We start from the raw sequence: 1,493 nt of genomic DNA on the forward strand, positions 1-1,493 counted from the left end.
CTATAATAAATGATGAAAAGGATAGGAGGGAAAATGATGGGAGATTATCTTACAGTGAAAGAAAAGCATTATTATGAAACAATTAAACAAGTCGTGAACGGTAAAAAAACAAAACAACGCGCGGAGGTCGAACTCGCTCTTTCTCGCCGTCAAATCAACCGATTGATTCAACGTTATTTATCGAAAGGACGTCGAGGTTTTCAGCATGGGAACTGTGGCAGGTCCCCTTCCACCAAGATTTCACCTTCTCTTAGAAAACAAATTGTGTCTATCTATCAAACAAAATATGCGTCATTTAATTTTAAACATTTTCATGAGTTTTTAGTGAAAGAAGAAGGCTTTTGTCTTTCTGAATCTTCCGTTCGAAACATTTTGTCTCAAGCTCATATTCTTGCTCCCAAAGCTCGTCGTTCAACGAAGCGCCGATGGAAAAAACAATTGCTAAACAAACAAAACAAATCGACTCTCACCCAACGCGAACTCTCCCTGTTGAAAGAGGTCCAATTAGTCGAAGGAAAGAAAGCGCATCCTTCTCGCTCCCGCAAAAAATATGCCGGAGAATTAATTCAAATGGATGCTTCTCAACATGTTTGGTTTGGAACAGAAAAAGCCTTTTTACACGTCGCCATTGATGATGCTTCGGGAGAGATTGTCGGTGCTTTCTTTGACAAGCAAGAAACTTTAGCTGCTTATTATGAAGTTTCTGCTCAGTTTCTAGAAAACAAAGGCATTCCTGTTGAAATTTTGACCGATAATCGCACTATCTTTAAGGCTGGGAGAAAAGAAAAAGGCTCTCTGTCTGACCAGAGAACCTTAACACAGTATGGATATATGTGCCAAAACTTAGGGATTGTCCTGTCGACGACTTCAATCCCCCAAGCTAAAGGACGCGTGGAACGCGTGTTTAACACACTTCAAGACCGCTTAATCAGCGAAATGCGTCTGGCTAATATCCAAACCTTAGCGGAAGCGAATCACTTCTTGATTCAATTTATTCCTCTATTTAATCAGCGATTTGCTTTCCAACTTAAAGATAACCGAAATGTCTTTCAAAAGATAGACCCTTGCGTTAATTTGAACTATTTACTTTGTCGACATGATTTCAGAGTTGTAAATGCGGGACATTCCATTCGCTATCATCGCCAAACTTACCAATGTGTCGATGACTCAGGTAACGTTCAATACCTTCCTCCACATACGCGTGTGATGGTCATTGAGACGCGTAATCTTGAGTTATATGCCAATTATCAAGAGACCTTGTATCCACTCAAGATCGTTCCTGAACATGAACGTTATTCGAAAGAATTCGATACACCGCCTCCTAAAACTAAGCCAAAAGTCATTCCTATCCCGCCTTTATCTCATCCATGGAAAGCAGCCTCTTATCAGCGGTATCTTAAGCAATTGAAGCAGACACATCCAGTATAAAAGAAGAACACTCGAGGAAAAAGATGAGAATAGAAATTCTCACTTTTTCCTCGAGTTCACCAAGC

The 1,493-nt window shown here is 40.2% G+C and carries 1 protein-coding gene; it reads left to right on the forward strand.

What is annotated here, in order from left to right:
* Positions 1-36: 36 nt before the first annotated feature.
* Positions 37-1,428: an ISNCY family transposase gene (locus ACQV2S_RS08710; protein WP_428874604.1), complete on the forward strand. Its 1,392-nt coding sequence runs from the start codon at positions 37-39 to the stop codon at positions 1,426-1,428.
* Positions 1,429-1,493 lie beyond the last annotated feature (65 nt).

The organism is Facklamia sp. P13064 (genome assembly GCF_050409425.1).
In the GTDB taxonomy this organism is placed as follows: domain Bacteria; phylum Bacillota; class Bacilli; order Lactobacillales; family Aerococcaceae; genus Facklamia.

Bases quoted from the DNA above. Each gene is read 5' to 3' on its own strand.
- ACQV2S_RS08710 (WP_428874604.1), top strand. From the start codon at position 37: ATGGGAGATTATCTTACAGTGAAAGAAAAGCATTATTATGAAACAATT.